This is a genomic window from Candidatus Chromulinivoraceae bacterium, assembly GCA_035478595.1.
Taxonomy (GTDB): Bacteria; Patescibacteriota; Saccharimonadia; order Saccharimonadales; family Saccharimonadaceae; genus CAMLKC01.
Map to the genome: position 1 here is coordinate 55,193 of DATIJL010000010.1, position 24,828 is coordinate 80,020.

Annotated in this window: 25 protein-coding genes and 1 pseudogene; 23 read left to right on the plus strand and 3 right to left on the minus strand. The window is 46.2% G+C overall.

The genetic code is table 11. The annotated features are described in order from the left end of the window. The 3 genes from VLG36_02450 to VLG36_02460 are packed head-to-tail and all read left to right on the plus strand — an operon-like array spanning nt 1 to nt 3,561. Nucleotides 1–732, plus strand: a complete 732-nt coding sequence (locus tag VLG36_02450; GenBank protein HSW77634.1) for a hypothetical protein — start codon at nt 1–3, stop codon at nt 730–732. 13 nt (nt 733–745) lie between these two features. Then, nucleotides 746–2,719 (plus strand): excinuclease ABC subunit UvrB, encoded by a 1,974-nt coding sequence (uvrB, locus tag VLG36_02455; GenBank protein HSW77635.1) that lies wholly within the window; start codon nt 746–748, stop codon nt 2,717–2,719. Nucleotides 2,720–2,721: 2 nt separating this feature from the next. After that, nucleotides 2,722–3,561: an endonuclease/exonuclease/phosphatase family protein gene (locus tag VLG36_02460; protein HSW77636.1), complete on the plus strand. Its 840-nt coding sequence runs from the start codon at nt 2,722–2,724 to the stop codon at nt 3,559–3,561. 123 nt (nt 3,562–3,684) lie between these two features. Here VLG36_02460 and VLG36_02465 read toward each other — a convergent pair whose 3' ends face one another. After that, nucleotides 3,685–4,041 (minus strand): hypothetical protein, encoded by a 357-nt coding sequence (locus VLG36_02465; GenBank protein ID HSW77637.1) that lies wholly within the window; start codon nt 4,039–4,041, stop codon nt 3,685–3,687. 287 nt (nt 4,042–4,328) lie between these two features. Between VLG36_02465 and VLG36_02470 the strand changes: the two genes are divergently transcribed. The 15 genes from VLG36_02470 (at nt 4,329) to VLG36_02540 (ending at nt 19,618) form a co-directional block, all read left to right on the plus strand. Further along, entirely contained in the window at nt 4,329–5,549 is a 1,221-nt protein-coding gene (locus VLG36_02470; GenBank protein HSW77638.1) for a DEAD/DEAH box helicase, read from the plus strand. Nucleotides 5,550–5,684: 135 nt separating this feature from the next. Then, nucleotides 5,685–6,170, plus strand: a complete 486-nt coding sequence (locus tag VLG36_02475) for a hypothetical protein (GenBank protein HSW77639.1) — start codon at nt 5,685–5,687, stop codon at nt 6,168–6,170. Nucleotides 6,171–6,266: 96 nt separating this feature from the next. Next, nucleotides 6,267–7,028 (plus strand): ABC transporter ATP-binding protein, encoded by a 762-nt coding sequence (locus VLG36_02480; GenBank protein ID HSW77640.1) that lies wholly within the window; start codon nt 6,267–6,269, stop codon nt 7,026–7,028. Nucleotides 7,029–7,035: 7 nt separating this feature from the next. Continuing rightward, nucleotides 7,036–8,145, plus strand: a complete 1,110-nt coding sequence (locus VLG36_02485; protein HSW77641.1) for an ABC transporter permease — start codon at nt 7,036–7,038, stop codon at nt 8,143–8,145. 101 nt (nt 8,146–8,246) lie between these two features. After that, entirely contained in the window at nt 8,247–8,537 is a 291-nt protein-coding gene (gene gatC, locus VLG36_02490; GenBank protein HSW77642.1) for an Asp-tRNA(Asn)/Glu-tRNA(Gln) amidotransferase subunit GatC, read from the plus strand. Further along, nucleotides 8,537–9,946, plus strand: a complete 1,410-nt coding sequence (gene gatA, locus VLG36_02495; protein HSW77643.1) for an Asp-tRNA(Asn)/Glu-tRNA(Gln) amidotransferase subunit GatA — start codon at nt 8,537–8,539, stop codon at nt 9,944–9,946. The genes gatC and gatA overlap by 1 nt, the downstream gene beginning before the upstream one ends. Next, nucleotides 9,939–10,361, plus strand: a complete 423-nt coding sequence (locus tag VLG36_02500; GenBank protein ID HSW77644.1) for a hypothetical protein — start codon at nt 9,939–9,941, stop codon at nt 10,359–10,361. Before gatA ends, VLG36_02500 begins: the two co-directional genes overlap by 8 nt. Then, complete coding sequence (gene gatB, locus VLG36_02505; protein HSW77645.1) at nt 10,361–11,815, plus strand: Asp-tRNA(Asn)/Glu-tRNA(Gln) amidotransferase subunit GatB; 1,455 nt, start codon at nt 10,361–10,363, stop codon at nt 11,813–11,815. Before VLG36_02500 ends, gatB begins: the two co-directional genes overlap by 1 nt. A gap of 59 nt (nt 11,816–11,874) precedes the next feature. After that, nucleotides 11,875–12,423 carry an NUDIX hydrolase gene (locus VLG36_02510; protein ID HSW77646.1) on the plus strand — a complete coding sequence of 183 codons (549 nt, stop codon included), beginning with the start codon at nt 11,875–11,877 and terminating at the stop codon, nt 12,421–12,423. After that, nucleotides 12,424–13,317, plus strand: coding sequence for a sugar phosphate nucleotidyltransferase (locus tag VLG36_02515; GenBank protein HSW77647.1), 894 nt, complete (start codon nt 12,424–12,426; stop codon nt 13,315–13,317). 82 nt (nt 13,318–13,399) lie between these two features. Then, a complete protein-coding gene (locus tag VLG36_02520) occupies nt 13,400–13,642 on the plus strand; it encodes a GlsB/YeaQ/YmgE family stress response membrane protein (GenBank protein ID HSW77648.1) in 243 nt (80 codons plus the stop codon). A 273-nt stretch (nt 13,643–13,915) separates the two neighbouring features. Next, nucleotides 13,916–14,194, plus strand: coding sequence for a YtxH domain-containing protein (locus VLG36_02525; protein HSW77649.1), 279 nt, complete (start codon nt 13,916–13,918; stop codon nt 14,192–14,194). 73 nt (nt 14,195–14,267) lie between these two features. Next, nucleotides 14,268–14,558, plus strand: coding sequence for a DUF5665 domain-containing protein (locus VLG36_02530; protein ID HSW77650.1), 291 nt, complete (start codon nt 14,268–14,270; stop codon nt 14,556–14,558). Nucleotides 14,559–14,617: 59 nt separating this feature from the next. After that, complete coding sequence (gene dnaE, locus VLG36_02535) at nt 14,618–18,361, plus strand: DNA polymerase III subunit alpha (GenBank protein HSW77651.1); 3,744 nt, start codon at nt 14,618–14,620, stop codon at nt 18,359–18,361. 60 nt (nt 18,362–18,421) lie between these two features. Continuing rightward, nucleotides 18,422–19,618 (plus strand): CHAP domain-containing protein, encoded by a 1,197-nt coding sequence (locus tag VLG36_02540; GenBank protein ID HSW77652.1) that lies wholly within the window; start codon nt 18,422–18,424, stop codon nt 19,616–19,618. Here the strand turns inward: VLG36_02540 and VLG36_02545 are convergent, their stop codons facing one another. Beyond that, nucleotides 19,619–20,107: a TrmH family RNA methyltransferase gene (locus VLG36_02545; protein ID HSW77653.1), complete on the minus strand. Its 489-nt coding sequence runs from the start codon at nt 20,105–20,107 to the stop codon at nt 19,619–19,621. A gap of 54 nt (nt 20,108–20,161) precedes the next feature. On the opposite strand from VLG36_02545, the gene VLG36_02550 reads away from it, so the two are divergent. The 4 genes from VLG36_02550 (at nt 20,162) to VLG36_02565 (ending at nt 23,191) form a co-directional block, all read left to right on the plus strand. Continuing rightward, nucleotides 20,162–21,784: a GspE/PulE family protein gene (locus VLG36_02550; protein HSW77654.1), complete on the plus strand. Its 1,623-nt coding sequence runs from the start codon at nt 20,162–20,164 to the stop codon at nt 21,782–21,784. A gap of 16 nt (nt 21,785–21,800) precedes the next feature. After that, a complete protein-coding gene (locus VLG36_02555; protein ID HSW77655.1) occupies nt 21,801–22,445 on the plus strand; it encodes a hypothetical protein in 645 nt (214 codons plus the stop codon). Nucleotides 22,446–22,484: 39 nt separating this feature from the next. Then, nucleotides 22,485–22,886 carry a hypothetical protein gene (locus VLG36_02560; protein HSW77656.1) on the plus strand — a complete coding sequence of 134 codons (402 nt, stop codon included), beginning with the start codon at nt 22,485–22,487 and terminating at the stop codon, nt 22,884–22,886. Between the two features lie 80 nt (nt 22,887–22,966). Continuing rightward, a complete protein-coding gene (locus tag VLG36_02565) occupies nt 22,967–23,191 on the plus strand; it encodes a hypothetical protein (protein HSW77657.1) in 225 nt (74 codons plus the stop codon). On the opposite strand, the gene VLG36_02570 is transcribed toward VLG36_02565, so the two are convergent. Further along, complete coding sequence (locus tag VLG36_02570) at nt 23,184–24,317, minus strand: NADP-dependent malic enzyme (protein ID HSW77658.1); 1,134 nt, start codon at nt 24,315–24,317, stop codon at nt 23,184–23,186. The two genes, VLG36_02565 and VLG36_02570, sit on opposite strands and share 8 nt — an antisense overlap. 112 nt (nt 24,318–24,429) lie before the next feature. Between VLG36_02570 and rplS the strand changes: the two are divergent. Beyond that, nucleotides 24,430–24,765: pseudogene (rplS, locus tag VLG36_02575) on the plus strand (50S ribosomal protein L19). The last annotated feature ends 63 nt before the right edge of the window (nt 24,766–24,828 follow it).

Sequence of the window (24,828 nt, forward strand, 5' to 3'; positions counted from 1 at the left end):
ATGATAACTAGTAGAAACGCACGGGGAGCCAGTGTATCGATAATTATTATCGCTGTCTTGTTCATCGCATTGATGGCAACGCTTGGCGTCGTTTTTTACCAGAACTTTATCACTAAGCCGACCTCGAACAATACTCAGCAAACGACTACAGCACAAACACCAGAAACTGTTACATCGCGGGTTGCTTATGGGAGCTCTATTTATGCGTTAGATTACCCAAAAACATGGGAGGTTATTCCTAAAACAGACGCGTCATCGAGTACTATTGCAGTAATGAACCCTAGCGGTACTATACGCGTTAACCTTGCTGTTTCTGCGGCGAGTGTCGATACGACTTGCAATACGACGGATGGTTTGCAGATTACAAGTTACAATGTAGAAAACATGACAGTAAAGTCGCTCGTAGCTACACCGCTCTATCTTGTTGAGGCGCTCTATGACAATACTGGTGGCGGTTATCAATACAAGATTGGCCTCGTTCCAGACGGTGGTGATGTGCACGCTTCAATAGGTGCGACACACTGTAACGTGGCCCATGTTGGGATCGCATCGACTACATTGATGAATGGCCAAACGATGATTCATCCAACTATTCAGGCGACGATTGATTTTCCTAAACTTCCCGTCACGCCAAAACCTGCCGCAGATCATATGCAAACAATTCAAGACCTTATGAACTCAAATGATTATAAAGCGGCCGTTAGGGCTCTCGAGTCAGCACGAAAAGAGTAGTATACTAGGAGAGATGGACCAAAAATTCCAACTCGTTACAAAATATCAGCCAACGGGAGATCAGCCAACAGCGATCGCTCAGCTTATTGAAGGTCTGGAAAAAGGCGAGCGCGAGCAAACGTTGCTTGGCGTGACTGGCAGTGGTAAAACCTTTACGATGGCGAATATCATTCAAAATCGACAGGTTCCAACACTTGTTCTAGCGCACAATAAAACTCTGGCCGCACAACTTTATAGCGAATTCAAATCATTCTTCCCTGAGAATGAGGTTCACTACTTTGTAAGTTACTTTGACTATTACCAGCCAGAGGCCTACATTTCGAGCAGCGATACGTACATTGAAAAAGATAGCAAGATCAATGACGAAATCGATCGCCTGCGCCATGCAGCAACGTCTGCATTGCTAACACGACGCGACGTTATTATCGTGGCGAGTGTCAGCTGTATCTATGGCATTGGTTCGCCTGATGATTACGCCGAAATGTCCATTAAGGTGATTAAAGGTGAGCGGCGACAGCAAGATAAATTCGTACGGCTTTTAACGGACATTCAATATCAGCGAAATGATATTGATTTTCATCGTGGTACCTTTAGAGTTAAAGGTGATGTAGTAGATGTATTCCCGGCTGGACAGGACGTAGCTTATCGGATTGAATTTTTCGGTGATGAGATTGATCGTATTACAAAAATAGACCCACTAACCGGAGAGATCTTGGACGAACCATCGTTCTGCACGATCTTCCCGAGCAGCCACTATGTGACCCCAAAACAAAAGGTTGAACATGCCATTGAGGGTATTAGAAAAGAGTTTGATGAGCGTATGGAGTGGTTTGAAAAGCACGATAAACTGCTTGAGGCTCAACGACTTGCTCAACGCACTAAGTATGATATTGAAATGCTTGAAGAAACGGGCTTCGTTAAGGGGATCGAGAACTATTCACGTTACCTTACTAATCGTGAACCAGGCGAACAGCCGGCAACGCTACTCGATTATTTTCCAGATGATTTTTTGCTTTTGGTCGATGAGAGTCACCAGACGTTGCCGCAGGTTCGCGGCATGTATAATGGTGATCGTGCACGAAAGGAAGTGTTGGTTGAATACGGTTTTCGCTTGCCAAGCGCGCTCGATAATCGACCACTGACCTTTACTGAGTTTGATCACCACATTAATAAGGCGATCTACGTTTCTGCAACTCCAAGCGACTATGAATTGTCGCATAGTCCGAAGCCGGCCCAACAAATCATTCGCCCGACTGGTCTATTGGACCCACGGATTGAAGTTCGCCCGACCGAGGGTCAGATTGACGATCTGATCGCCGAAATTAATGAACGTATTGCAAAGAATCAGCGCGTACTAGTAACGACACTAACGAAGCGCATGGCCGAGGATCTTTCAACGTATATCCAGGAGATCGGTATTAAAACAGCCTATATTCACAGTGAAGTAGATACTCTAGAGCGGGGCGATATCCTGCGCGACCTTCGGCTCGGCATATACGACGTACTAGTAGGTATCAACTTGCTGCGTGAGGGTCTGGATTTGCCTGAGGTAAGTATGGTGGCAATTATGGATGCTGATAAAGAGGGCTTTTTGCGTAGTGAAAGTGCGCTTATCCAAACAATTGGTCGTGCAGCTCGTCACGAGAACGGTACGGTATTAATGTATGCTGATAGGATCACTCGTTCAATGAAAGCAGCAATTGACGAGACGAACCGTCGCCGAACTATCCAAGAGGCGTATAATACCGAACATAACCAAAAGCCTATTAGTATCGCAAAAGAGATCGATGAAGGACTCCGGGCAATTATCCCGGATAAGGATAAAGATAAACCGCCGCGACTGGATCTTAAAAAGATTCCAAAAGATGAATACAAGACACTTATTAAAGATCTGACAGGGCAAATGGAACTAGCAAGTGCTAATCTTGAGTTTGAAAAGGCGGCAGAAATCCGCGATATGATCGCTGATATTCGATCAAAGATGTAACAATGGCAATAAAAATAGCGTCGTGGAACATTGAAGGCCGACTTACTCGTTATAAGGGTGGCAAAAAACGAGGAACACCCGAACAGATTGTGGAAGAAATTGCCAAACTGAATGCGGATATTGTCGTGCTACCGGAGGCATACCTCAACGAGCCACTTAAAGAGAGCGGTGAACGTCTAAAAAATATGGGGTACGAGTGGTACGATGTGCAGTATCACGATACCTTGCATGAGAAAGATGTGGCGAAATGGGGCTACCCGTTTATGCGAGTGCTCTATCGTATTCCGATTATGAGTGCTGAGACGCGGCGCTGGGGTAATATGCGTGATCTACCCGTGGTTATTGTCGAAGATCCTGAAACGAAAAAGAAACTTTGTATCATTGCCACACATCTGGACGATCTCACCGAGGAGCGTCGTCTTCAGCAGCTGGATGAGATTATCCCATTTATTCAGAAGAGCGACATGCCAGTGATAATGCTTGGCGACCTTAACGCGATGTGGCATAAGGGTTGGCCGCGACTGCTTACAACTTCGTTTATGCGGTTTATCATTAACCACCTGATGTTTGGTGAGTTGCGCAATGTGCTGTCAAGATTATCACGCATGGCAACTGGTACGGTCATGAGACGACTGCAAAAAGCTGGTCTAACAGAGGCTGATCCACGCTTGCGTGCAACCACAACACCAAAAATGCGCAGCATGCCATTTATGCCGAGCGTACGCTTTGTGCAGATTGACCACGTGCTTGTATCGAAGGGTGTAACGTGTACAATCCCCACCATAGGCAGAGACGGCGGGTCAGATCATCGTTCAGTAAAAGTGAAAATAACTATTCCATAAGCCATAACCGATGTTGTGGACTATGGGACAGGCGGATGGTCTGCGCTCAGGTGTCGTGTAGACTCCATGAGTGCAGATACCATCCGCGCGCCACGAAATGTGGCAGGCAACACACGTCCTAGGTTAGCGACGTGGAGAGACCCATCCGGGGCGAACGACCATCTGGCCACGATCGCCTCGGGCGATCGTGAGCTTGCGGTACTGGTCGGAGCGGAGGTTGTTTACGCCGATTACGACCAGCGCACAGTGCATGTGGTTGTCGTCACCGGTGTCGGGCAGAAGGACGACCACGTAGGTCGTCTGGGTGCCCAGGGAGGTGATCTGGACGCGCTGACCCTCTCGCTGTCGCATCCACGTGATGTCGAATGCTGCGTTGGTGTCGAAGCCGGTCGCTACGAGCTCTTTGAGCCGCGCCTGGGCGGGCTGGATCGCAGCTTGCATGGCTTCCATCATCGGGTCAGGCTGGCCAAAACCGTACATCTCGGAGTCTCCTTTGTCGGGGTGGATTGCCTTTATAACTATAGCATAATATTTATGTTAAGTCAATTTATAATGGAGGTGGATGATGGATAAATTAAGCAGTAGCTTGTTTTTTCGTTTGATTTGTGCTACAATTACAAAATTGCATTCGATGAATGTCGAGCCTCTTTCAAAGTCTGGCCCTTAGTGGGCGGCCACCGAAATATCATCTCGCTGTTCTCCTGAGACATCTCGTCTCTTTTGACTGCATACAGCTATCAAATTGAATAACGAAAGGGTTATTTCTTATGGCATTTCAACAACGACGCGGCGGTCGCCCTAATCAAGGGCGCCCACAAGGCGCAGGACGTAGCTTTGGCGGTGGACATCGCGGTGGAAACCGTGGTCCAGCTAAAAAGTACATCCACCCATCAAAATTTATTAATAAGGCAGTCACAAAAGCTGATGAGGTTACTTACGAGCCGACTCATAAATTTGCTGATTTCCCATTCGGCGCTGAGCTGTTTCACAACATCTCTAAAAAGGGTTATGTATTGCCAAGTGCAATCCAAGACCAGGCTATTCCTCACATCATTGACGGAAAAGACGTTATTGGTCTTGCAAACACAGGTACTGGTAAAACAGCAGCCTTCCTACTTCCAATTATTGAGCGTCAAAGTGGCATTATGCTACGCCCAAGCGTACTTATTGTCGCACCGACACGCGAACTTGCTCAGCAGATCGACGAACAATTTCGCGAATTTGCGCATGGTCTTAACCTTTACTCAACCCTTATTGTGGGTGGAGTAAACATTGATCGCCAAATCCGTGACCTTAAGCGTCGTCCTCACTTTATTATTGGTACTCCTGGTCGTCTTAAAGACCTTATGCAGCGCCGTGTACTACAACTAAAAAACATGACAACACTTGTTTTGGATGAAGCTGATCGTATGCTTGATATGGGCTTTTTGCCTGACATTAAGCAGATTGTGAGTGAAATGCCAAAGGAACGTCAGACATTGTTCTTTAGCGCTACAATTACTCCTGAAATTTCAGTCTTAGTGAATGACTTTTTGAATGATCCTGTAACAGTGTCTGTTCGTACAACTGAAACGGCGGAGCATGTTGAACAAGATGTCATCGAAGTTCGTGACAAGAATGAAAAGCTTGAGGTACTGACCGACATGCTTGGTAAGCCAGAATACGAGAAGGTTCTTGTGTTTGGTGAAACCAAATTTGGTGTCCAGCGCCTAAGTGATCACCTGGATAACATGGGTATTAGCTCAGTTGCTATCCATGGTAATAAAAACCAGTCGCAGCGTCAGCGTGCCTTGAAGCAATTTAAGGACGAGCGTGTTCGTGTAATGGTGGCAACAGACGTTGCAGCTCGTGGTCTCGATATTCCAAACGTGACACACGTCATTAACTTCGACACTCCACAAACCTACGAAGACTACGTTCACCGTATCGGTCGTACTGGCCGTGGTGGCGCATCTGGTCGTGCACATACGTTCATCGAACAGCGCTAAGCTAGTATGAAAATTATAAAATACAGTCCTAAGGGCTGTATTTTATTTTTATACCGTCCATTGACATACGACTTTATGGCTTTTACAATGGCAATTTGTCATTGTTCAGGACCTGCGAGTTAACTGGAGATTGAAGTGGCTCTTGAAGTCGAACAAGTCCTAGCGGCGGCGCGGGTTGCTCTTCACACAACTAGCCGTAGAGTAGCCGCCCGCCAAAGGCGTCCCAATCCGGCGATTGACATGCCTCCGGATAGGCTAGCGGCGCTTTTGGAGCTATGGGCAAGTCAGGATGCAGGCGAGCCTAAGGCGTATAGGACGCAAGGGTCGCGCCTCCTACCTCAGCCGAAAGGAACGAGGCTGTATGTGGCCACTGGCGGGATCGTGGAAGAGGCAATCGACCTCGCGCTTGAGCCAACCGGTAGCCACATCTGGACGGTAGTGAATTGCACCGTTCAGGGCAAAGTGTGCACTATGCTTCTAGGCGCAGTTCGCCTAGAAAGCGGCGAGTGGTCTGTCTTCAGGCAAGTCGCCGCCAGGTCTGGAGACGGTGTCGTGTTCGAGACAGACCAGCACCGGTATCATAACCGCGTGAAGCGCTCAAAGCAGCATCGCAGTAGCTGAGCGATGAGCATGCCCCGTACTCCAGGTGCGGGGCATGCTCATTTTATAGGACTCCTCTAATGACAGTAAGTATCTTATCATGTAAAATAAATAGATATGAAAGCAATGGTAGAAGTAAGAGACCTAAAGAAACGATACGGCGACAAACAAGCGGTCGACGGTGTCAGCTTTACGGTTAAAAAAGGTGAGATATTCGGTATTTTAGGGCCGAATGGTGCCGGTAAGACAACAACGCTTGAAATGATGGAAACGCTTCGTCCTATCGACAGTGGTACGGTTTTGATTGATGGCGTTGATGTTAAAGAAGATCCACAGCGCATCAAGTATCTTATTGGGGTGCAGCCGCAGTCACCTGCATTCCAGGATAAAACAAAGCTAATCGAAGTAGTCGAGATGTTCGCCGCTGCATATGGTGAGCACGTTGATGCAATGCAGTTTTTGCGAGATGTCGAGCTTGAAGAGAAAGCAAATAGTTACGTGGAGTCGCTCTCTGGTGGCCAAAAGCAGCGCCTTAGTATTACAACAGCATTAGTGCATGGTCCGAAAGTGTTCTTTTTGGACGAACCAACGACAGGATTGGATCCGCAGGCGCGTCGTCACCTTTGGGACTTGATTAAGAAAGTCCGAGACAAGGGGATTAGTGTTATCATGACTACCCACTATATGGACGAAGCGGAGATCCTCTGTGATCGCATCGCCGTGATGGACAACGGAAAGATTGTTGCAACCGATACGCCGCAGAACCTCATCAAACAGTTACTCGACCGCGGTTTCTCAAAGAAGCAGCATGTTGAGCAGGCTAATCTTGAGGATGTATTTATTGATCTGACAGGCAAGGAGTTACGCGATGGCCAGTAGTAATAGCATGAAACGATCACTCTATACAGTGAGGACGTTCGTTAAGATCAACACGCGACGCTTCTTCCGTGATAAGCTAGCGTTGTTCTTTAGCATGGGATTCCCGCTTATTTTCTTGTTCGTGTTTGGTAGTTTAAATAGCGGTAACAAGAACGTATCGTTCAATGTTGCTGTTATTAATGAGTCAAATAGTAGTTTTGCACAGCAATTTGTAAAAGATGCTGATAAGAGTAGCGTACTCAAGGTTGATGCGACGATAACAACTCTAGATGCTGCAAAAGATAAGATGAGCCGTTCAGAGCTTGATGCTGCTATTGTGCTGCCGCAGGATTTTGGAACGGTTAAATCAGGAACTCAGACGCCAACAGGTCAGGCGCAAGTTGTATACACACAGAACAACGAACAATCAGGTCAGGCGCTTAGTAGTGTGTTGCAGGCGCACTTCCAGCAAATCAATGCTAAGTACGTAACCGTTCAACAGCCCTTTAGTGTCCAGACGCAGATGTTAAACGAGAAGAGTCTGACGGCCTTTGATTATACATTTGCAGGACTTCTCGGATTCTCAATCATTGGTATGGGTATCTTTGGGCCAGTTAATGTCTTTCCAGAGCTTAAGAAGATGGGAATCCTTCGTCGTCTTAGCACGACACCACTTAGGGTGTGGCAGTATTTCTTAGCAACGATGGTTGGACAGGCTATTATTGGTTTGATTTCACTTACCATCATGTTCGTTGTCGCCATTGTCGTGTTTCATCTTCAGGTGGTGGGCAACTACTTTGAGCTGGGAATATTCCTTGTACTTGGTATTATTACCATCTTGGGAATTGGTCTAGCGCTTGGTGGTTGGGCGCGCAATGAGCGCCAGGCGGCACCACTATCGAACATCATTGTATTTCCAATGATGTTCCTCTCTGGTACATTCTTCCCCCGGTTCTTGATGCCAGATTGGCTTCAGCACCTTTCAGGGCTCTTACCGCTCACTCCGATTATTGACGGCATCCGTCTTATCGCAACGGAAGGTAAGCACTTTACCGACATCTTACCACAGCTTGGACTTGTTGGCATTTGGATGGTAGTAATTTACTTTATTGCATTCCGCGTATTCCGCTGGGAATAGTATAGATCTCTGACTATAAAGACGCCCATTCTTTGAGGGGCGTCTTTTGTTTATACGTGTTAAATGTGTATTTTACCTTTTTCATCGGTTATAATAGGACTATGACACAAATTTCTCGTGACGACGTGCAACACCTTGCACAGTTAAGCAGCCTGCACCTTTCTGATAGCGATACTGATGGGTTGCAACAAGATATTAGTAATATCCTGCAGTATATCGAGCAACTCGGCGAGCTCGATACGACAGGAGTTGAACCGACTTACCAAGTAACGGATCTAGAGAACGTATGGCGTGAAGATCAGGTGATCGACGATCATGTAACGCGTGAGCAACTTCTGGCTCTCTCACCAGAGGCTAAAAACAACCAAGTTAAGGTGCCGAAAGTATTATAATGAGTCGAATTGATGTAATTGTAAGCGATATTAAAAGCGGTAAAAAAACCGCTCGTCAACATATTGAAGAAGCACTTCAGAAAGCTCAAGATAATGAAGATTATCATGCGCTACTTTCTCTCACAAGAGAGCGGGCGTTAGACCGTGCCGACGATATTGATGCGCGTATTAAGAGCGGCGAAAAGCTCGGTAAGCTTGCTGGTGTACCGTTTGTCGCAAAAGATAACTTCTTAGCCTTTGGCGCGCCAACGACGGCGGCCAGCAAGATGCTTGAAAACTTCGAGGCACCTCTGCAGGCGACTGTCATCGAGAAGCTAGAGACCGCAGGTGCTATTTGTATTGGAAAGGCTAATCTTGACGCTTTCGCGCACGGTGGTAGTACAGAAAACTCAGCCTTTGGTGTTACAAAAAATGCTTACGATAAAACCAAAGTTGCTGGTGGTAGTAGTGGTGGTTCCGCTGTTATAACTGCACTCGATGTCGTACCCTTTGCGCTGGGTAGCGACACTGGTGGTTCTATCCGTCAGCCTGCGAGCTTTAATGGTGTCGTAGGTGTAAAACCTACCTATGGGATGGTAAGTCGGTATGGAGTTGTTGCAATGGCAAGCAGTACTGATACAATCGGTTGCTTCACGAAAGAAGTGGCTGATGCTGAGCTGGTTATGGATGTAATGAGTGGTCGTGATTTTAATGATATGACGACACTACCTGACTTTTTTGCACCAGAAGAGGTAAAACCTGCTCAAAAGGTCGGTCTTTTAAAAGAATATATGAGTGACGACGTGGATGAAGTTGTTCGTCAGCATGTTATAGAATATGTTGAAAAACTTCGTGCAGCAGGCCATACGGTAGAGGAAGTTAGTCTTCCTATGGTTAAGTATGCGCTGGCAATGTACTACATCATCGTGCCAGCCGAGGTTACGAGTAACTTGGCTCGTTATGACGGTATTCGATATGGACATCGTGCTGAAGGCGATATGACACTTGCAGAACTCTATGGTAAAAGCCGTGAAGAAGGGTTTGTGACGGAAAACAAGCGTCGTATCATGATTGGTAGCTATGTTCTTTCGAGTGGCTACTTTGACGCCTACTACCTACAGGCGCAGAAAGCTCGCACACTGCTTGTAAAAGAATATGATAGGCTATTTTCGCAGTATGATGCACTTGTTGGGCCAACAGCTCCGACACCGGCCTTTGGTATTGGTGAAAATACGGCCGATCCTGTCAAAATGTATCTCTCGGATATTATGACTGTAGCACCAAGTCTTGCTGGTATTCCTGCTATTAGCGTTCCTGCCGGTGTAACTGACGACGGTCTGCCTATCGGTGTGCAGCTGATGGGTCCACGTAAAAGTGATGCCGCGCTTCTAGCTCTCGCTCGATCTATGGAGGTAACTAACCGTGGATAGTACGACTATTTTTGCTTTTCTTGTTGGAGTACTGGTTGTTGCCATTTTGTTGGTGATAGTGATCTTTATTACAAAAAAAGGCCCAGCACCTCTTGATATTGAAAAATACCGTATGCGCTGGCTTGCCATTGAAAAACAGTTGAATCGTGATGATCCGTCGAGTCTTTCTATGACTGTGCTAAATGCAGACAAGTTACTTGATCAAGCGCTGAAAGAGCGCGGCATCAAAGGGGAGACGATGGGTGAACGTATGAAGGTTGCTAAAGACACCTGGAGTAACGCTAATGCTGTTTGGACCGCCCATAAACTACGCAACCAAATAGCTCACGAGCCCGAAGTTACCGTGGGATATGACGATGCGCGCCGTGCGCTCGGCGCATTTAAGCAAGCGCTAAAAGATGTAGGAGCAATTTAATGGTAAGTGAAGATATCTTAAATAAATATGAAATGACAATTGGTATAGAATGTCATGTTCAACTTGCTACTGATACGAAGCTCTTTAGCGGTGCTGATAATGATGCTCGTGACAAGGCGCCAAACAGTGTAGTGAGTCCAATAGATTTTGGTCTACCTGGCATGCTGCCTATTTTAAACCGGAAAGCCGTAGATTTTGCTATCAAGGCAGGCAAAGCACTCAATGCAAAGATAGCAAATACAAGTCGATTTGACCGCAAGCACTACTTTTACCCTGATCTTCCTAAAGGTTACCAGACCACTCAAATGTATCAGCCTATTATTCTGGCTGGGTATATTGACGCACCTCTAGAGGATGGCGGAACAGTGAAGGTGCGAATCCATCACGCCCACATGGAAGAGGATGCTGGTAAGTTGACGCATTTCGGTGATTACAGTTTAGTTGATCTCAACCGAGCAGGTACGCCACTGATTGAGGTTGTATCGGAGCCGGATATGCATTCAGCGGCAGAGGCAAAGGCGTATGCAAGTGAATTGCATCGTCTTATGATCTACGCCGGCGTGACGTTCGGTAATCTATATCATGGAAACATGCGGTTTGACGTAAACGTTTCGGTTGCGCCAAAGGGTGCGACAGAACTTGGTAAACGTGCCGAGGTGAAAAACCTTAATTCGTTTAGAAGCGTTGAAAAAGCAGCCGAATACGAATTTCATCGTCAAGTAGAATTGCTTGAAAAAGGTGAGAAGGTAGTACAGGAGACTCGTGGTTGGGATGACGCTAAGATGCGTACCAACTCACAGCGTTCAAAAGAGGACGCACAGGATTACCGTTATATGCCTGATGCAGATATTCCACCGGTTATTTTGAGCAATACTGAGATTGAAGAAATCCAGGCCGCTGTGCCGATGCTACCACCCGAATACCGTGAACGCTGGCTCACGCTTGAACTAGATCGCTCGGTTGTGGATTCACTACTTGCGACGCAGCAATTCGCAGAGCTTGTTACTGATATTCAGGAAAAAGCCGGAAATGCTATCGCAAAACGTGTTGCTCACTGGTTTGCGAGCGCGCTCGGTCATAACGATGACGAGCCAACGACCGTTCAAATGAATGAGCTTTCACCAGATGTCTTTATCGAACTAGCTCATATGGTTGAAGCGAATGAGCTTAGTTCGACGACTGCTAAAGAGGTCTTTTTGGAACTTCTCACAAGTGAGAAAACGGCGCGCGAGATAGCTGAAAGTAAGAACCTGTTACAGGTCAGTGACGAGTCGGCAATTGCAGCGATTGTCGATGAAGTGCTAGCCGATCCGTTAAGTGAACAGTCGATTACTGATATAAAAGAGGGTAAAGAAAAAGCCATTGGCTATCTGGTCGGCCAAATTATGAAAAAGTCCCAAGGTAAGGCCAATCCGGCGCTTGCACAAAAACTGATTCGCGAAAAATTAAAGTAAATGATGTCGTAAGGCTTGCCCAAAAGGTAGGCCTTATGTGTTGTTTTGAGGGCTATACTGTGAAACCTTGGAAACGTATTGATCCTACGATTGTAAATAAGATTGATTACCATAACATTGTTGTTAAGACGTTTGAATTACCGGATGGCAAACTGGCAACACGAGCTACCTTTCTTGCAGAAGGTCGGCGTGCCACTGGAGTGATCGCTATAACAAAAGATAAGCAGGTGATTGTTTGTCGACAGTTTAGGCCGGGGCCAGAAGAAATAATGGGAGAAATTCCCGGGGGTTATGTAGATGAGGATGAAGATCCTCAAGCCGCAGCTATCCGAGAGCTGCGTGAGGAAACGGGCTATGAGCCCGGAGGGGTCGAATTTTTAGGAAAGTTCAGTCGCGATGCATATTTGAATGGGGAATGGTTCTATTACCTTGCCACTGACTGTATGCTCGTGGACGACCAGTCGCTTGATCATGATGAGTTCATCAACCTCGAGTTAAGGAGTATTGATGAATTCATCGTGGCTGCTAAGGCGGGCCGGATGACAGATCCAGCTGCTGTTTTGGCGGCATACGACAGATTGAAGCAAATTCAGAAGGAGGAAAAGTAAGTGAAAAAACCAACCAAGGCAATTATCGCAGCAGCCGGATTTGGGACGCGGTTCTTGCCTCAAACCAAAGCAATGCCGAAGGAAATGATTCCGCTCATCGACAAGCCGATTATCCAGTATGTCGTAGAAGAGCTTGTTGAGGCAGGCATTAAAGATATTATTATTGTAGGCAGTAGTAACAAGCGTGCGATTGAAGATCATTTTGATGTACCAAATGAAGATCTGTTAGCTAACCTTCGTGCTGGTGGCACTAAAAAGCAACACTATATTGATGAACTCGACCGTCTCTCTAACCTGGCTAATTTCATTTACATCCGTCAAAAAGGACCATACGGAAATGCGACCCCACTTATGAGTGCCGCACACCTTATTGGCAAGGACGAGACGTTTATTTACACCTGGGCCGATGATTTCATCGTATCTTCGCCAAGTAGATTCCGTCAGATGATCGATATCTACGAGCAATATGATGGTGCGGTACTTTCGTGTAAAAAAGTTCTTTCAGATGCCGAGTACGACAAGTACGGTATTGCGGCTGGTGAGGTGATGCAGGATGGTCTTATCAAGATGTCACATATCGTTGAAAAGCCAGGGAAAGACAAGGCTCCATCCGACCTAGCTTCGGTAAGTAGCTATCTTCTAAAGGGCGATTTCTTTAACTACCTTGAAGAAGCGCAGCAGACATTCGATGGCGTGGGTGAATTTACATTCCAACCAATCATGCAAAAGATGATTGATGAAGGTCACGACTACCTTGCCTATGAGATTAAAGACGGCACGTATTATGATACTGGTGATAAGTTAGAATATCTTAAGACGGTCATTGACTTCGGTCTTGCTCACGATGAGCTTGGTCCCGACCTTCTTCGCCATCTCCAGTCAAAACTCAAGTAGATCTAGCTGTAAACGTGCGCTTGCAGCAAAAAACCGTTACAATAGTGTATGTAAATATCAACTAATCCAAAGGAGGTTTTTAATGGGCTGGATTGGATGGATAATACTCGGTGGACTCGCTGGGTGGGTAGCTAACATGATAATGAAAGAGGAGGGTGGCCTTCTCAAAAACATAGTTGTCGGTATTGTTGGCGGTGTTATCGGTGGATGGGTTGTCGAACTTCTTGGTGGCAGCGGTGTAAATGGATTTAATATATACAGCTTTGTCGTGGCCGTATTAGGAGCACTTCTCCTTATATGGATCGTAAAAATGATTAAAAAATAACGGTACGTCTAGTAAGGAAGCTGCTCTATGGATTGGGCTCAAGTTCTGGTAATAATTCTGTCAATATTTTTGGGTGTATTTTTACTACTAGCGATTGCTCTTACTGCAATGCTAATAAAAGTAACGAAACAAATAAGGACGGTAACTGACTCCGCTCAGCGGACGGCTGAGCATATTGAAAAGGCAGTATCTGGGGTTAGCAGAACTATTTCTCCGATGCTTATCATGCGAATGGTTACTAAGTTTATGAAGAAGACGAAAAAGGAGAAGTAAATGACAAAAGGCAAATTCGCATTAGGGGCAATTATCGGTGCAGCTGCTGGTATTGTTGCTGGTCTTCTGACTGCACCGAAATCTGGCAAAGAGACGCGCGCAGATATCAAGGATAAGGCTACGGAGCTTAAGGAAAGTGCAGCACGCAAGAGTGCCGAAGCTAAAGACTACTCGGATGAGATGGTGACAGATCTCAAAGAGAAAGCCGGAGATCTTAAGGATCGAGGTGAACGTGCGCTTGAAGGAGCAAAAAAAGGATTCAGCGAAAAAGACAAGTAATCCTGTACTTGAACGAACGTAAAAACAATGGCACACTAGATCTAGTGTGCCATTCTATGTGAAGGAGAGGGTTATGAGCGAGAAAAACATTATCACAAAAACAAAAGAAAACATCCAAAAGGGCAACGAACGTAGCGCTCGTGAGAGTGTGCTTGAAGATTTATTTTATGATTTTAATCGTAGTCGGACTCAGATATACAAGATGAACTTTTTTAGGGGGATATTCTTTGGTTTGGGTAGTGTGCTTGGCGGCACAGTTGTTGTCGTTCTACTTGTTTGGACGCTGAGTCTTTTTACGAATGTTCCAGGTATAGGCCAGTCTATCGAGCAGGTCCAACAAACACTACAGAATAACAAAAAATAATTGGTCGTTGTAAACATCACGGCTAAGCAAAAGCAGGAACTTGCTATAATAAGGATAGTATGGGGGTAGCAGTAGAGGAAAAACCGGTTGCGGCATCAGACTTGAAGTTGTCTGATTATGTGCATCTGCATAATCACACACATCATAGCCTGCTCGATGGTCTTACAAAAGTAGGCGAGCTTGTTGATGTGGTCAAAGAAATGGGCATGGAGGCATGTGCCATTACCGACCATGGAACGATGTCGGGTTCCATTGACTTTTATAAGTCTGCTAAGGCTGCGGGCATTAAACCAATTCTCGGTATGGAGGCCTACGTTGCCGCTAGAACACGCTTTGATCGAGATCCAGCTAAAGATAAAGGGCGTTATCACTTAACACTTCTTTCTATGAATGAGACAGGTCTGAGAAATCTTATGTTACTTTCGACGACTGCTAACCTCGAAGGAATGTATTATAAGCCTCGTATTGACCACGACCTCCTAGAACAACATAACGAGGGTCTTATTGTCCTATCTGGTTGTGCAAGTGGTGAACTAGGAGAAAATCTTCGTGCAGATAATTATGAAGAGGCTAAGAGAATTGCATCTTGGTATAAAAATCTCCTTGGTGATCGCTATTATTTAGAGCTTCAAGACCATGGTCATCCTGATGCGCCAGCACAATGGGATGTGCAGGTAAAACTAAATGAGTATCTACTAAGACTTGCAGATGAGCTTGACATTCCCTACGTTGTGACAAGCGATGCGCACTATGTTCGCCACGATGACACAGATGCTCATGAGATTTTGCTATGTGTTGGTACTGGCTCGTTCCTGTCTGACGAAAAGCGCATGAGCTTGAAGGATTTTGAGCTTCATGTGACTGACCCTAAGGACATTATTGGTCGTTGGAGTAAGACCCATCCAGAGGCAATCCTTAACACACGTCGAATTGCCGACAGGTGCAACGTTGAGATTGAGTTGGGTCGGATCTTGATTCCAACATTTCCGGTTCCCGAAGGTGAAACCGAAAAAACCTTTCTTGATAAGCTAGTCTTTCGTGGTATGGCCGCTAGGTACGCTGGTAAAACGCGCGAGGAGGCAGGCGAACTTTCGGTAGAGGAGATTCGTCAAATTCTCCAGCCAGAGCAGCTAGATCGTCTCGATATGGAATTGGCAGTTCTCGATAACATGGGCTATAACGGTTACTTTTTAATTGTGCAGGACTTTATTAACTGGGGTAAGGCGCAAGGGATTATTTTTGGACCTGGACGAGGTTCGGCGGCAGGATCGATCATTGCCTATGCACTTAATATCACTGATCTCGATCCGTTAAAGTATAGCCTGCTCTTCGAGCGATTCCTTAACCCTGACCGTATTAGCATGCCGGATATCGATGTGGATATTCAGGATACGCGTCGTGATGAGGTGATCCAGTATTGTTCAGATAAATATGGCGCTGACCATGTTTCAAATATTGTAACCTTTGGTAAGATGGCTGCACGTGCTGCTGTGCGCGACGTAGCACGTGTACTGCAGGTTCCATATGCCGAGGCTGACCGTCTCAGTAAAATGATTCCACCACCCGCACAAGGGCGTCATATTCCACTCAAAGTGAGTATTAAAGAAGATGTTGATCTTAAAAAGGAATATGAAACCAATCCGACAGCAAAACAGGTGTTTGATTACGCGGTGCGCCTAGAGGGCACAATCCGTTCGCACGGTGTGCACGCCTGTGGTGTGGTAATTGCACCAGATGAACTGGTAAAATATCTGCCGCTTGAGATGGCACAAAAAGGCGTCATCTCTACACAGTTCCCAATGGGCGAGGTTGAGGAACTCGGCTTGCTTAAGATGGACTTCTTGGGTCTTTCTAACTTAACGATTATCAATAACGCTCTGCGTATTATTCGCAAAGTATACAAAGACGAAATTGATCTTTCTAATTTGCCACTAGACGATGAGAAGACGTATGAGTTGTTTCAGCGCGGTGATACCACCGGGGTATTCCAGCTTGAGTCTGCAGGAATGAAACGCTACTTGCGTGATCTTAAACCAACTGTTTTTGAGGATATTATCGCCATGGTGGCTTTGTATCGCCCTGGTCCAATGCAGTTTATTGATAGCTTTATTAAGCGCAAACATGGTATCGAACCTATTACATATCTTCATCCTGGAATGGAGAATTCACTCAAAAGTACTTATGGTATTCTGGTCTACCAAGAGCAGTTCATGCAGATTTCTAAGGAATGGTGCGGATTTACCGGCGGTCAAGCTGACACGCTGCGTAAGGCTGTCGGTAAAAAGAAGATCGATCTCATGATGAAAGTAAAGCCGGAGTTTGTTGAGGGCGCTGTTAAGGTCAGTGGCGCTACTCGGGAGCAGGCTGAGACGTTTTGGAGTCAGCTAGAAGAGTTCGCTAACTACTGCTTTAACAAGTCGCATGCTGCTTGCTACGGACTTATATCATACTGGACAGCCTACCTCAAGGCGCACTACCCAGACGCCTTTATGGCGGCGGTTATGACAAGTGACCATGATGATATTGATCGATTGGCCATTGAGATTAGTGAGTGTAAGCATATGGGGCTAACTGTGCTATCGCCGAGCGTCAACGACTCATATGTAGAATTTGCTGTTGTGCCAGGTCAGAATGAAATCCGTTTTGGTATGGCTGCTGTTAAGGGCGTGGGTATGGGCGCAGTTGAGGAAGTTCTCCGTGCTCGCAAAGACGGTAAATTTACGAGTATTGAGGATTTCGCAAAGCGTGTGAGCATTAGTAAGTTCAATAAAAAGGCCTGGGAATCATTAATCAAATCTGGTGGCTTTGATGAATTCGGCGATCGTTCGGACCTACTATTTAATCTTGAAACGATTCAGGCCTTTGCAAGTAAGATACAAAAAGAGGCACTGAGTGGTCAGACAGATCTTTTCGGTGGTTTGAGCGATGGTGCGAGTATCCAGCCGACTATGACGTTCCAAATAGCGCCAACCAAATATACCGAGAAAGAGCATCTTACATGGGAACGAGAACTCTTAGGCCTGTATATTAGTGCGCATCCGCTTGATAACTACGACACGTATTTTGAAGAGCAGACAATTCCACTTGCGCATATGAAGCCAGAGATTGATGGTAAGAAAGCAACCATTGGAGGTCTAGTAAGCGCCGTTCGTACGATTGTAACCAAATCAGGCACTAAGATGGCATTCGTTAAGCTTGAGGATAAGACGAATGAGGCTGAGGTTATTATTTTTCCTAACTTGTATGAACAAACAGGTGCAAAGCTAGTCCAAGATGCAGTTATTCGAGTATCTGGTAAGGTTAGCGCGCGTGACCGGGATGGCAATTTAGGTGACGAAGCCAAAATGATAGCCGATGAAGTGGTTGTTGTGACTGATGAGGAGCTGCGTAGTTATGAAGGGACCGGGCGCAAGATGGAGACACCTCGTATGAGTTCTAAGGTAAAAGCTATGAGAGTTGCCGAGCACCGTGCTAAAAAAACCGATCCTGTTGTGAGCGCATCAGCTAGCACTTTGCCAGCTGAACCTAAACCGGCCGCGTCTATAGCGGAACGCCCGCGCCCGATTGAAGATATACCTGTGGTTAAAAAATTATTCGTTCATGTTAAAGAACCGGACAATCACGAAGCGCTTGTCGAGTTAAAACGCACGTGTAGTGATTTTTCAGGAAATACAGATATTGTTCTTGTTCTCGGTGCTGATAAAAGATCGGCTATCAAGTTACCGTTCAGGGTGGATGGGAGCGATGCGCTAATAAGCGTGTTGGTAAAGCAACTTGGTGAAGACTGTGTCGTATTAAAATAAACAACGTATATAGAGGTCGGCCGTTGCATGCCTCTTATGCTTGTGATAGGTTGGGTACTAGTGAATAGATTCAACCGACACACATCATCCTTCCGCTCCCGAGTCTCCCGGGCTACTATTGGTGTGTGTGCAGCACTCGTAGCTATAGCTGCGCCGCTAATGCTGACAACAAATGCGGTCCATGCGGATCAATATGACGATCAGATTAACGCAATACGGGCGCAAGTTAACCAGTTCCAGGCTCAAGCGAATGAATACCACAAGCAAGCCAGCTCGCTTCAGGCTGCTGTTGATGCTATCCAGGCTGAGGTCAATGGAATTCAGGCAGAGGTTAATCTCTCGCAGGCACAGTACGATAAACTTACGAATGATATTACTGTCAATAAGCAAAAACTAGCCGATAATCAAAAGGCACTAGGCGATATTATTGCGGATCTTTATGTAAATGGAAGTGTTTCACCGCTTGAAATGCTCGCTAGCAGTAAGAATGTGGGTGAGTATATGGATAAGAATACCTACCAGACGTCGGCTCGGGATAAGCTTAACGGTACAATCGATGCAGTTAAAACCCTCAAAGCTCAACTAGAAAAAGATCAACAGGATGTTGCTAAGGTCCTCGCTCAGCAAAAAGCCCAACAAGATACGCTCGCTGCAAAGCAGGCTGAGCAACAGCAACTGCTAACGCAAACTCAGGGCAATGAAGCCGCGTATCAACAGAAGGTTGCCGATGGTCAGGCGCAAATGGCGGCCATCGCAGCTCAGCAGCGTGCAGCCTTGCAGCGCATTACTGGCGGTGGTATGTACAACTATGGTACCGTTGGTTCATTCCAGTTTCGTAATTACAGCGGTAACACTGGTTGTGGCGGTGGTGGCTATAGCCTTTGTGGTGCACAGGACAGCTACTCTGATCAGTGGGGTCTTTTAAACCGTGAATGCGTTAGTTACACCGCATGGGGCGCTTACAGTATTTATGGTAAAGATGTGCAAAACTTTGCGGGTGCAGGTAACGCGTACCAATGGCCATCAACGACTTCGCGTATGGGCGCGTACACAGATAACACACCTGAGGTGGGGTCAGTCGCTATTTTGCCTCCGACACCTGGATTTGCACCAATTGGACATGCCATGCTTGTAAACTCGATTGAAGGCGGTGGATGGGTCGGCGTAAGCCAATACAACTTTGGTGGCACAGGCGAATACAGTACAATGGACATTCAGAGCTCCGGCGTAGTATTTATTCACTTCCAGAGCCGCTAACTAGGCCATTATCAATGCATAAAGCGCTATGCCTGCAGCAACGCTAACATTGAATGACTCCTTTTTGCCAACCATCGGAATCTCGATAATGTCATCGCACTGTTCTAGCAGATCCTGGGATATGCCATGTACTTCCTCGCCAAGAAGGAGCACGATTTTTTGTGGAGGCGTGTAGTTTGGCAACTTGTATGATCGCTCAGCTTGTTCGAGACCTACAATGGCGTAGCCAGCTTGTTTGAGCTGTTCGAGATTCGGTATTTCCTGATATTCGAAAGGCACAATGGTTTCCGCGCCTAGAGCTGTTTTATGGATTTGACTTGTCAACTTTTCAGCAATATGAGGTAGACGAGTATCGCCTTGAAAAGATGGTAGAGGCGTATAGCCGCTAAAAATAATCTTGGATATCCCAAAACCTTCGCTGGTACGGAAAATTGCACCTACGTTATGAGTGGAGCGAATGTTGTGCGCAATAACGATGATTTCTCGCATATCTCATGATTATACCACTGTAAAATGCTAGCGCTTTCTGATAGACTACATGTAATGGACGAAGACAAGATTCAGGAACGACGGCGAGAACAAGATGAAAAGTCTACACAGCAGCGTGCAGCCATCCTGGGTTTGCAATATCTTGACACCCGAAGTATAGAGCAGACTCTTCCGCTCGCAAAAGATATGCTAAGCATCGAGGAAATGTATCGAGGACACATCGTTCCGCTTATTCCGGGTGCTGGTAGTGAGCCATATAGATTTGGCGTTACAAGCCAGACCCCCCAGTCTCTTATCAAGGCGATGGAGAAAGAGTTCAGCGATCGAGGAGATAACACGCAGTTCCTGCTCATTAGCGGTAGTGGCTTCACGCAATTTATGAACCGCTTCGATCCTCCGAAGAAAGTTATTTACGAGGATATTGAAATCGCCAAAGAAGGTGATAGTGAAACGATTACTCAGGTCAGTAAAACGCTTAATTCCGTGGGAAGTGATCAAGTTTTTGACTATCTTATTACGCAGGCGGATAAGCTTAATGCGAGCGATATTCACATTGAAAACGAGCGAACCTACATCCGTATTCGCATGCGTATTGATGGTGCTCTACACCCTGTCGCTGATCTCGATAAGGATCGCTATCGAATCATTATGGGTGAATTGGCATCGCGCGCAAATGTATCTTCGGCAGCAACCGAACCACAATCCGGGCATATGCAAAAGGAGATAACGCGTGATAGTGCAACACATTTGCTCAACATCCGTGTTGAGACAGTACCTACAATGTATGGGCAGGACGCGGTGCTGCGTCTCTTTAACTTTGACGAGAGTCTTCTAAATCTTGATCGTCTGAGTATTCCTGAAAAACAACGTAAAGAGATCGATGAGGTTATTAGCCACCCTCGCGGTATGGTGCTGATGGTCGGTCCGACTGGTTCTGGTAAGTCAACCACGCTGTATAGCATGCTGAACGCTCTCAACACACCAGATCGTAAGCTTATTACACTCGAAGACCCGATCGAATATGGTCTTGACGGTATTTCACAAATTCCAATTAGTACAACAAATGGCCAAAGCTTCGCCGAAGGCTTAAGGTCGGTACTTCGTCTTGACCCAGATGTTGTGATGATCGGTGAGATTCGAGACCAGGATACGGCTAAAACAGCTATCCAAGCATCAATTACAGGTCACTTGGTGCTCTCAAGCTTTCACGCCAACTCCACGAGTGCTGCGTTTAGTCGCATGATAGATCTTATCGGGGTCAACCCTATCTTTAGTTCAGCTATTCGTATGCTCATCGCACAGCGGTTGGTCCGTCGACTTTATGACGATACAAAAGAAGAATATGATCCAGACGAGTCAACCAAGCAGTATGTTCAGAAAGTCCTCGAGAACCTACCAGATGATATGGACAAGCCTGATCTTGAAAACTTCAAGCTCTGGAAACCTGTTCCGAGCGACGATGTGCCGTTTGGCTATAAAGGCCGAATCGTTATAATGGAACAAATGCTAGTGACTGAAAACATTCAGAAGTTCCTTCGTGGAGAGGTAAAAGACGTCCATGCAGAGGTGATTGAAAAAGAAGCGATGGCAGGCGGCATGCTAACGTTGCTGCAGGTAGGTGTACTAGCCGCTCTTCGAGGAGAAACAACGCTCGAGGAGATAAACCGGGTAATCTAGCCTTTTAAGGAGGCCTGTGAAAAAAATCTTGTATATTGGCGGGGTGGGAAGTGATTCGCATCTTGTTGATGCACTTGCGTCTGCGCTAGCGACGCAATTTGACGTTAATGTCATGGCTATGTCTTTTAGTGAGGCATATAAGAATAACGCACAGGTAGCGCGGCTCGTACCGGAATGTTTGGTTATTACTCACTCGACAGGCATGGTGCTGCTGAAAAATATGGCACCAAAAGAGCTTATTGCGATTGCACCTCCAATGCCATCTTTGCCGTCACTACTTCTTTGGAGGTCATTCCCTAAAACGATTGCACTTATTGCAAGCGGTCGAGAGTCTATAGATCGTCCACAAAAGTTGCTTGCTTATCACCTGCATTTCATAAAAGAACATATTCTACGTCCATACCTCAATAATGCATTAGTGCGTGAGATAGGCGCGTTCGATGCTGCTCAACAAGCGGTAGAAATGGTAAGATGCGGTAGCAAAGTGACGCTTGGATTCATGGAGAATGACAAATTGTTTCCTCAGGCTGCAACACATCCGCATCTTGAACTCGCGAAAGATCAGGGAGTAACGATAGTCGATATGATTTTGGGTCATCACGATGAGTTTGTGCTGTATCCAACAGAGGTTCTAGCGCAGCTTGATCAGGGATCTTTATAGGTGGCGGTGTGTCACTTTTTATGATATGATAATTAAACTATGGCGCACAAAGTCTTGGTAGGCGGTTTTGCGAGCGGTCCACGGCAAATGGAAAAGGTTGCCCAGTCACTCGCGGCGCATTACGACGAGGATGTCGAAGCGATACCTTTTAGAGAGGCGATGACCGATGCTGCTCGGCTTGAACGGATGACTCGCCAAGCGGATGTGATAACTCATTCAGCAGGGATGGTAGCGCTAAAGGATATGAGCCCAGATTCGATAACTGCTATCGCGCCACCGGTTCCTGTATGGGCTCCATTGCTTGCCTTGAGAGGAATTGCAAGTACAACGGAGCTTGCGCTTCACAGTGTTGTACCTGGCTATGAACCTGACGAGGTGAACGGTTGCATCCGTGACGGCACAGCAGAGCTGCTACTACACCTTGAAGGTAATATGCGTTGATGGGTCAGGTAGCACTCTTTGATGCACTGAAGACGTCTAGCGCAGCGTAGGGAGCGGGAATTATAACTGGTCTTGCGCTCATGAGACATGACAAGTTGTTTCAATCTCACCCACGTAAGATCGAAGTTGCACGACGCGCAGGTGTTAACATCGTTGTTGTTCCGGGTGTACATGAAGATTTTATCAAGATGCCGGGTCGTATCTTGCGCGCCTATGAGCAAGGAGGGGTAACGGGTGAAGCGACCGGTCTTATCACCGTCGCCTTGTCACAGCCAAAACTTCAACAACTACGCGAAATTACTTGATTACCTTAGCGATAGAAGGAACGAGTCGTTCGTCAAATACGGGCGGAATAATGTGCTCAGCGTCTGGGGTGTCAACAAGACTAGTAATAACCTTAGCTGCTGCAATCTTGTGCTGATCAGTGATTGTTTTAACTTTGTTGTCGAGCGCGCCGCGAAAAATTCCCGGGAAAGCTATCGCATTATTCACCTGATTAGGAAAATCGCTTCGTCCGGTAGCCATAATAGCAACACCGGCCTGCTTGGCGACATCTGGCATGATCTCTGGTGTTGGATTGGCGAGCGCAAAAACAATGGGCTGAGTTGCCATTTTTTTAATTAATTCAGGAGTGAGGAGTCCAGGTTGACTGACGCCAATAAAGACATCGGCGTCTGTGAGTGCGTCGGCGAGAGACCCCTGAGCTGAGGTATCGATATAGTCTAGTAAAAGTTTTTTAGCTTCATTAAGATCTTGTCGTGAATTACCGATAATGCCCTTACTGTCAACCGCAAGGATCTGAGGTTTAGCGTAGAGGTGGAGTAATTTTGTGATGGCAGTACCGGCCGCTCCTGCGCCGACAATAACAATTTTGCAATCCTCAAGCTTTTTACCAGTTACTTTCATGGCATTTATGATACCAGCAAGTACGACAATCGCCGTGCCGTGTTGGTCGTCGTGAAAGACCGGAATATCTAGCTCTGCCTTTAGCCGCTCTTCTATCTCAAAACACTGAGGAGCGGCTATATCTTCGAGATTAATAGCGCCAAAACTTGATGATATTGCTTTAACAGTGGTGATGATTTCGTCTGGTGTATGGATGTCCAGTGTAATAGGAACACTATCAATGCCTGCGAAATGCTTAAAAAGTAGGGCCTTACCTTCCATAACAGGCATGGAGCCTTTTGGTCCGATATTTCCAAGGCCTAGAACGGCTGAACCGTCGGAAATAACAGCAACGAGGTTATTTGTCCAGGTGTAGACTGGCAGAAGAGAGGGGTCCCCGGCGATGGCTCGACTGACGGCCGCTACCCCTGGAGTGTAGTAGCAGCTGAGTTTTTCTTTTGTGAGTTCGCTTGTATCTCGAAGCGTGGTCTTGATTTTGCCGGCATATTGTTTGTGCAGTTCGAGGGCCATTTCGTCGTAGTTCATTATTCTATTATATCGCCTTTCGTCTAAAATGCTCGTGACCCCTTTCAAAAAATGCATCTATCTGCTATAGTTAATAGCTGATTGTATCTATAAATAGTAAAGCGAGAGAAGAATGAGTTTTGCATTAATCCAAAAAGTGAACGACGAGCAGAAAAAGCCTGCTATCGTTGATGTTCGCAGCGGTGATACCGTTCGTGTTTACCAAAAAATTAAAGAAGGTGCTAAAGAGCGTATCCAGATGTTTGAAGGTGTTGTTATCCGTACTGACAATAAGCAGTCTCATACAGCACGCATTACTGTACGTAAGGTTGCAAGCGGTGTTGGTGTTGAAAAGAGCTTTTTACTTCACAGCCCACTTGTTGATAAGGTAGAGGTTGTACGTCGTGCAAAGGTTCGCCGTAACTATCTTTCATTTCTACGTAACCGTAGTGGCAAAAGCGCTCGTCTTGTTGCAAAAAACTTTGATCGCGAAGCAATAAACGCCGCAAACAACGTAAAGCCAGCCAAAGAA